This is a genomic window from Nocardia carnea, assembly GCF_029868325.1.
In the GTDB taxonomy this organism is placed as follows: domain Bacteria; phylum Actinomycetota; class Actinomycetes; order Mycobacteriales; family Mycobacteriaceae; genus Nocardia; species Nocardia carnea_C.
In genome coordinates this window covers 1-7,476 of record NZ_JARWNW010000120.1, presented here as the reverse complement: position 1 = coordinate 7,476, position 7,476 = coordinate 1, and the positions used below count along the sequence as shown (strand labels likewise).

Here is a 7,476-nt window from a genome sequence, read left to right as displayed (position 1 = left end):
GGGGGGGCGGGGGGTGCGCCGCACGCCCCCCCCACCCACACCCCCCCCCCCCCCCCCCGCCCCCGCGCCCGCCGCGCCCCGCCCGCCCCCGCCCGCGCCCCCCCCCCCCCCCCCCCCCCCCCCCCCCACCAGCAGCACGATCCGGTTCTCGACCGCGGCGAGCAGCGCATCCTGCTGGGTTTTGGAGAACCGGTGGACCTCGTCGATGAACAGCACGGTCTGCTCCCCCGCGGTCAGCCGCCGCCGGGCCACATCGATCACCGCGCGTACCTCCTTGACGCCCGCCGACAGCGCGGACAGCGCCTCGAACCGGCGACCGGTGGCATGGGAGATCAGCGAGGCCAGGGTGGTCTTCCCGGTGCCCGGCGGCCCGTAGAGCAGCACCGATGCCGCGCCCGAGCCTTCGACCAGACGGCGCAGCGGCGAGCCGGGGCCGAGGAGATGCTGCTGCCCGACGACCTCGTCCAGAGACGCGGGCCGCATCCGCACGGCCAGTGGTGCCCGCGTATCGCCGAGCCGAGCGGCCTGATCCGGCACGGCGAAATCGGGCGTGCCCGCTCCCCCACCGGGCATATCGAACAGACCGTCACTCATGCCCTGGCCCCGCGGGCGCGAGCGAGAGTCCTGCATGGTGACGTTTCGCCACCGCCTCCGGGCCTGACGCACTCATGCCTGTGACCGTACCGTTCGCCGCCGACACCCGGTCGGGCGTGGACTCCGGGCGTCAGCTCAGGTGTTCGTCGAGGAGCGCGCAGACGCCCTCGGCGAAATCGCCGACCGCGTCGTTGCCGAGGCACCGCGCATCCTCGGCCAGCCCGGCCCACCGGTTGAGCAGGGCATCCGAACGCGGCACCGACAGCCCGTGTTCGCGGGCCGCCGCGATCCGGGTGTGGTCCGCGGGCAAAAACCAGTAGGTGCTGAGCCAGACCCAGATCAGCCGCGCCTCGAGAATCTTCTCGGCGAGCAGATCGTCGTCGGCGAGGGCCGGCCATACACCGACGACCTCGGCCCGCCAGGCCTCCACCATCTGGGTGGCCAGTTCGCGGGACAGTTCGATATCGCACAGGCAGCCGGGGAAGGACACCAGCGCATAGGCGATATCGAGGGTGGCGTCGCGGAAACCGCCCCATTCGTAGTCGAGGATGCGGGCACCCTCGTCGTTGATGATCACATTGTCCGGGCACAGGTCCGAGGGGCTGAACGCCCGGAACCGGCCACCACCGAACAGCCGGGCCCCGTGGGCGACCTGGTCGGCCACCTCGTCGGGTACGTCGATACCGAGTTCGCGCCGCAGCAGGGCAGGCACCTCCGTGACGGCGGCCTCGGCCTGCTGGGCGATACCGTCCACCCGGTGCAGGACATCGACCCGGCGGAGCAGGGCGACGAAATCGAGTTCACGGCCGACCGTGGCGGCATGCATCCGGCCGAGTGCCTGCGCGAACGCCATCATCGCGTTCTGAGCGGCCGGTTCGGCACCGGACCGCAGCACATCGGTGAGTTTGGTGTTCTCGCCCAGATCGCTGAGCACGAGCAACCGGTCGGGCAGGCTGTGCGCGATCAGGTACGCGCCCGGCCGTTCACCCCGGCTCAGCGCGGTGGTGAACTGGTAGGACACCGCTTCCCGGAGGAAGGCCGAATCGACGCTGGCGACACCCGGCATGATCGTCACGTTCTTGGGGTCGGCGACGGAGCCGCGGACCTGCTTGACGATCAGCGTGCGTGGTAGGGAGAAAGCGTTCTCGGCGACCCGGACGCGTAGGACGGTTGTCCGTCCACTGCCACTGAGTTCGGCGGGATCGCTCAGCTTCACCGGAGCACCCATTCGCTTTGTGAGCAACTGCTGCGCTGCGGATACGACTTCGGTGGCTCGTTCGGCCAGTAGTGCAGTCATCGCATCTCAAGTTACTCGCATTCGGTCACTTCTAGCGAGCGGTTGAACAACCTTTCCGTGTCGCCCGGCGTGTCAGACGTGTTCTCCGGCGTAGCTGCGGCCTGCTTGACAGCGCTGCGCGGGTCGGGTTTTCTCGATCTGAACTGCTGTGCGCCACACCGGAAACCCGCCCCGCCGAAAGGTATCCCAGCGTGACCGACACACCGAGTTCCGCCCCCGACTCCCCCGGCGCCCCGGACACGGCAGGCAGGCAGCCCACATCCGGCGAATCCCGGTCCGCGGCGGTGGGCGACCCGGCGGCGGACAACCCGCGTACCGCCGATTTCCCGGGCGGTGTGGTCCACGACTCGGGCCGTAGCGGCTCGCCCGGGATGGAGAAACCCGTCACCACCGCCGGCCCCGGCACCGACCCTGCCGCACGTACCGTCACCGATGAACCCGCACCGCCGGCCGCCACACAACGGCCCGCACCAGAGCTCTCCGCGGCGGCCGGCACCGTTCCCGACCCGGCCGCGGGCCAACCCGTCTACGGCCCACCCGGTACGGGTCCCGGGCCGGAATCACCGGTTTACGGCTACCAGGCTCTCGGCACCGGAATTCCCGGACGGCTCGATGTCGGGCACGCGCTCAGCTACGGATTCGAGAAGTTCCGCCTCAATCCCGGGCCCTGGGTCGCGGCGACCTCGCTCGGCTTCATCATCTATCTGCTGTTCTACCTGGTGGCACGGATCACCGAGCCGCGGTCGATGACCTCGTTGCTCGTGCTTTTCGCCGTCGTCATGGCCGGCCTGTGGCTACTCCAGGCCGCTCTCGTACGCGGCGCGCTCTACGAAACCGACGGCTACCGGCCGGGTTTCGGCTCCTATTTCTATATCGGCAATCTCGGTAACGCGTTCCTGACCGCGTTACTTGCCTTCCTGGCCACCACTCTCGCCTCCGCGCTGTGCCTGATTCCCGGGATGCTGGTCGGTATCGGCTGCATGTTCTCGCTGCATTTCGCTCTCGACCAGGGCCAGACGCCGGTGGCGGCGATCAAATCCAGTTTCCTGCTGGCCCTGCGAGATCCGTGGCGGGTATTCCTGCTGGCGCTGACAGTCGTCGTGGTCACCTGCCTCGGCCTGCTCGCCTGTGGGTTCGGCCTCCTGGTGGCCGGCCCGGTGGCGGCGATCGCGGTCACCCACGCGTACCGCACCCTCACCGGTGGCCCGATATCGCCCGTCTGACCTACCGGGCACTTCGGCTTCCGCAGGCAGCGGCGAGTCGCACAGTACTCGGCCGGGCAGACGCCGGAGTATATCTGGGCCGATGCCACCGCCACAGTGGATCTCGGAGACCCCGGAACGTCGCGCCCGCACCGTTTCCCGCTGCTCGCTGACACCAGCGGCCGGATCGGGCCCGATATCTAGCCGGTGCCCGCCTCGGTGACCGCGGCCCCGGTCGCGCCGTTGGTCTCGGCCTTCGCCTTGTTCTGCGGCCGGGCATCCAGCCCTGCTTCTTTGCGCTGTTGCGCGGTGATGGGCGCGGGCGCGTCGGTGAGTGGATCCACGCCGCCGCCGGTCTTGGGGAAGGCGATGACCTCGCGGATCGAGTCGAGACCGGCGAGCAGCGCGACGATCCGGTCCCAGCCGAAGGCGATACCGCCGTGCGGCGGGGCACCGAAGGCGAAGGCGTCCAGCAGGAAGCCGAATTTCTCCTGCGCCTCGGCCTCGCTGATGCCCATCACCTGGAAGACGCGTTCCTGCACATCCTTGCGGTGGATGCGGATACTGCCGCCGCCGATCTCGTTACCGTTGCAGACGATGTCGTAGGCGTAGGCGAGCGCGGAGCCGGGATCGGTGTCGAAGGTGTCGATCGACTCCGGTTTCGGCGAGGTGAACGCATGGTGCACCGCCGTCCACGACGAATGTCCCAGCGCCACATCGCCGCTGGCGGTGGCGTCGGCGGCCGGTTCGAACAGCGGCGCGTCCACGATCCAGACGAACGACCACGCGTTCTCGTCGATCAACCCGACCCGCTGCGCGATCTCCGACCGCGCCGCGCCGAGCAGGGCGCGCTGCGCCTTGGCCGGGCCGGCCGCGAAGAACACGCAGTCCCCCGGCTGGGCACCGACGTGCGCGGCCAGTCCTTCTCGTTCGGCCTCGCTGAGGTTTTTGGCGACCGGACCGCCGAGCGTGCCGTCCTCACCGATCAGCACATACGCCAGCCCCTTGGCGCCGCGCTGTTTGGCCCATTCCTGCCAGGCGTCGAGCTGGCGCCGCGGCTGGCCCGCCCCGCCGGGCATGACGACGGCACCGACATAGGGTGCCTGGAACACCCGGAACGGTGTTTCGGCGAAGTATTCGGTGCATTCGGTGATCTCCACGCCGAACCGCAGATCCGGTTTATCGCTGCCGAACCGGCGCATCGCCTCGGCATAGGTCATATGCGGGATCGGGGTCGGGATCCGGTAGCCGATGAGTTCCCACAGCGCCACCAGGATGTCCTCGGCCAGCAGGATCACATCCTCCTGGCGGACAAAGCTCATCTCGAGGTCGAGCTGGGTGAATTCGGGCTGGCGGTCGGCCCGGAAATCCTCGTCGCGATAGCAGCGCGCGATCTGGAAGTAGCGTTCGATACCGCCCACCATCAGCAGCTGTTTGAACAGCTGCGGGCTCTGCGGCAGCGCGTAGAAACTTCCGGGCTGCAGCCGCGCCGGGACCAGGAAATCGCGGGCGCCCTCGGGAGTCGAACGGGTCAGCGTCGGGGTCTCCACCTCGACGAATTCGTGCCGGGCCAGCACCGCGCGCGCGGCGGCGTTCACCCGCGACCGCAGGCGGATGGCATGGGCCGGAGCCTCGCGGCGCAGGTCCAGGTAGCGGTACCGGAGCCGGGCCTCCTCACCGGGCTGCTCGTCGAGCTGGAACGGCAGCGGGGCACTCTCGTTGAGCACCTCGAGCTCTTTGACGTTCACCTCGACCGCGCCGGTCGGCAGTTCGGGGTTCTCGTTGCCCTCGGGACGCTGTTCGACCACACCGACGATCCGAACGCAGTACTCGGCCCGCAGCCGGTGCGCCTGCTCGGCCGCCGGACCTTCCCGGAACACCGCCTGCGCCACACCGGAGGCATCACGCAGATCGATGAAGATCACGCCACCGTGGTCACGCCGCCGCGCCACCCAACCGGAGAGGGTCACGGTCTGACCGGTCTGTTCGGCTCGCAACGAACCGGCCAAGTGGGTGCGCAGCACGGGATTCCTTTCGACGTTCGGAGCACACCGGGACGGCCACCGGATGCGGTTGCCATCGTAGTGTGCCCCGGCGGGCGGACTGAAACGGATATATTGCCAGCACCAGCAAAGTCGCAGCAACTACGTTCTCAGACGGGATGCTCGCATGACCTTCAACGAACGCGTGCAGATCGACCCCGGCCGCGCCTCCTCCGGTGGCGGCCCCGGCCGTGGCGGCAGGCTGGCCCTCGGCGGCGGTGCCGGTGGGCTGATCGTGCTGGTCATCGCCCTGCTGCTGGGCGGCGATCCCGGGTCGACGCTCGGCCAGTTCACCGGCACCCAGGACACGGGGCAGCGCGAGGTGACGGCCGGCACTCCCGAGCACTGCCGGACCGGCGCGGACGCGAACACGTATGTGGACTGCCGGGTGGTGCTCACCGCACAGAGCCTCGACGCCGTCTGGGACGAGCAACTGCCGCAACAGACCGGCGTCGCCTACGAACAACCCGGGTTACGCCTGTTCACCGGTTCGGTATCCACCGGCTGCGGATATGCGACCAGTGCGGTCGGCCCCTTCTACTGCCCGGCCGACCGGACCGCATATTTCGACGTCGGCTTCTTTCAGGAACTCGTGGACCGCTTCGGCGCCGCGGGCGGACCACTGGCACAGGAGTACGTCGTCGCGCACGAGTTCGGCCACCACATCCAAACTCTGCTCGGCGATATCGGCCGGGCCCAGCAGGATCCGCAGGGCCCGGAATCGGGGGCGGTACGCACCGAGTTGCAGGCCGACTGTTACGCCGGTATCTGGGCGCATTACGCCGACCGCACACCCGCACCGGGTTCGGACACACCACTGCTGCAACCGCTCGACGATGCCGATATCCGCGATGCCCTGTCGGCGGCGGCAGCCGTGGGCGACGACCGGATCCAGGAGTCGGCGCAGGGCCGGGTGAACCCGGAGGTGTGGACGCACGGCGCGGGCGAGCAACGACAGAAATGGTTCCTCGCGGGTTACCGCACCGGTGAGGTGCGGGCCTGCGATACCTATTCGGCGACGGATCTGAACAATCCCGAGGGCCTGCGCTGAACCGGTGGTTCAGAACTGACTGTCGTAACCGGCGTCCTCGTCGGGATCGACCGCCCCGATGACCTCCGGTGCCGATTCACCCAGCGGACCGGTGAGATCGTCGTTACCGGTCGCGCTGCGATACGACTCGACCGTCCGGCCGTGTTCCTCTTCGTTGTTGCGCTGACCGGCCGCACCCGCCGCACCGCCACCCATGAAACCACTGGACGCGGGGCTGGTGGCCGCGGGAGCCATACCGGTGGGGAGCGCGCCCGGCCGGACCACATTGCCGATCGGCGGCGTGGTCGCGCCGGGAACACCCGGCATCGATGGCGACCCGGGCAGGCCCGGTGTACCGCCCGGCGCACCACCGGTCGACAAACCCGGGCTACCACTGGGCATACCGGGGCTACCCGGCATGCCCGGGCTACCGGTACTCAGCCCGGCCGCGGTGGTCGCCGCCGGCTCACCGGTGGCCGAGCCCAGCACGGATTCCAGGCCCGACGGATCCGACGCGAGGCTCTGCGCCTGTTGCAAGATCGGTTCACCGACGCTCTGCGCCACTTGCTGGGCGGCCTGAGCCGCCTGCTGCCCGTCCACACCGAGCATCTGCTGCACCACACCGCTCAGTTCGGCGGTCCTGCCCGCGAGGTCCCCGCGGGTGATATTGGTGACCGTTACCGCCTGGCCCAGATGTTCGGTGGCCGAGGCGATGAGCGCGGTCTGCGCGGGCGGGGTCATCACCACCGGCGCGAGGGCCGTGGCCTGGGTGAGGAAGGAGGCGGCAATGGTGGTGAGCTGCGCGTTACCCTGCTGCACCACTGCGGCGGCAGCTTGCGTCATGGCCGAGATATCGAATCCGCGCTGACTGGTCTGCACACCGGAATTGTTGGCTTCCTGCCCGGCCGTCTGAGCGGTCTGGGCCGCCCCGCTCTCCCACGACTCGCCCATGGCGGACAGGCTGCTCTTACCCACCCCCATCGCCACCTCGATGACCTGGGAGGCCTGGCTGAGGATGGCGGTGGGGTCCAGCGCGCCGATGACACCGGTCCCGAAGCTGCTCAGCAGATCCCGGATGGGCGCGAAAAGAACGTCGATTCCCGGCAGCGCCGGCAGGGCGGCGCCGTTGAGCAGGGCACCTACCGGGTCGGCGGGTAATGCGGGTGCCGCCGCGGCGGGGGGGGGGCCCCCCGCCCCCCGCGGGCGGGCGCCGCCCCCCCCCCCCCCCCCCGGCGGGGGGGGGGGCCCGCCCCCGTTTCCCGGCGCCCGCCCCCCCCCCCCCCCCCCCCCCCCCGCGACCCTCACCGTGCA

The 7,476-nt window shown here is 69.8% G+C and carries 6 protein-coding genes; 2 read left to right on the top strand and 4 right to left on the bottom strand.

All coding sequences use genetic code 11. The features are described from left to right. Positions 1–594, bottom strand: a 594-nt coding sequence (locus tag QH196_RS08545; protein ID WP_280415219.1) for an AAA family ATPase, incomplete at its 3' end; no start/stop codon positions are given. 130 nt (positions 595–724) lie between these two features. Beyond that, a complete protein-coding gene (locus tag QH196_RS08540) occupies positions 725–1,891 on the bottom strand; it encodes a phosphotransferase family protein (protein WP_280415218.1) in 1,167 nt (388 codons plus the stop codon). A 191-nt stretch (positions 1,892–2,082) separates the two neighbouring features. Between QH196_RS08540 and QH196_RS08535 the strand changes: the two genes are divergently transcribed. Continuing rightward, entirely contained in the window at positions 2,083–3,114 is a 1,032-nt protein-coding gene (locus QH196_RS08535; protein WP_280415217.1) for a hypothetical protein, read from the top strand. A 179-nt stretch (positions 3,115–3,293) separates the two neighbouring features. On the opposite strand, the gene aspS is transcribed toward QH196_RS08535, so the two are convergent. Then, positions 3,294–5,117: an aspartate--tRNA ligase gene (gene aspS, locus QH196_RS08530; RefSeq protein ID WP_280415216.1), complete on the bottom strand. Its 1,824-nt coding sequence runs from the start codon at positions 5,115–5,117 to the stop codon at positions 3,294–3,296. Between the two features lie 145 nt (positions 5,118–5,262). Between aspS and ypfJ the strand changes: the two genes are divergently transcribed. Continuing rightward, on the top strand, positions 5,263–6,186 hold the full coding sequence (gene ypfJ, locus QH196_RS08525; protein WP_280415215.1) for a KPN_02809 family neutral zinc metallopeptidase: 924 nt from the start codon (positions 5,263–5,265) through the stop codon (positions 6,184–6,186). 9 nt (positions 6,187–6,195) lie between these two features. On the opposite strand, the gene QH196_RS08520 is transcribed toward ypfJ, so the two are convergent. After that, entirely contained in the window at positions 6,196–7,140 is a 945-nt protein-coding gene (locus tag QH196_RS08520; protein WP_280415214.1) for a hypothetical protein, read from the bottom strand. Between the last annotated feature and the right edge of the window lie 336 nt (positions 7,141–7,476).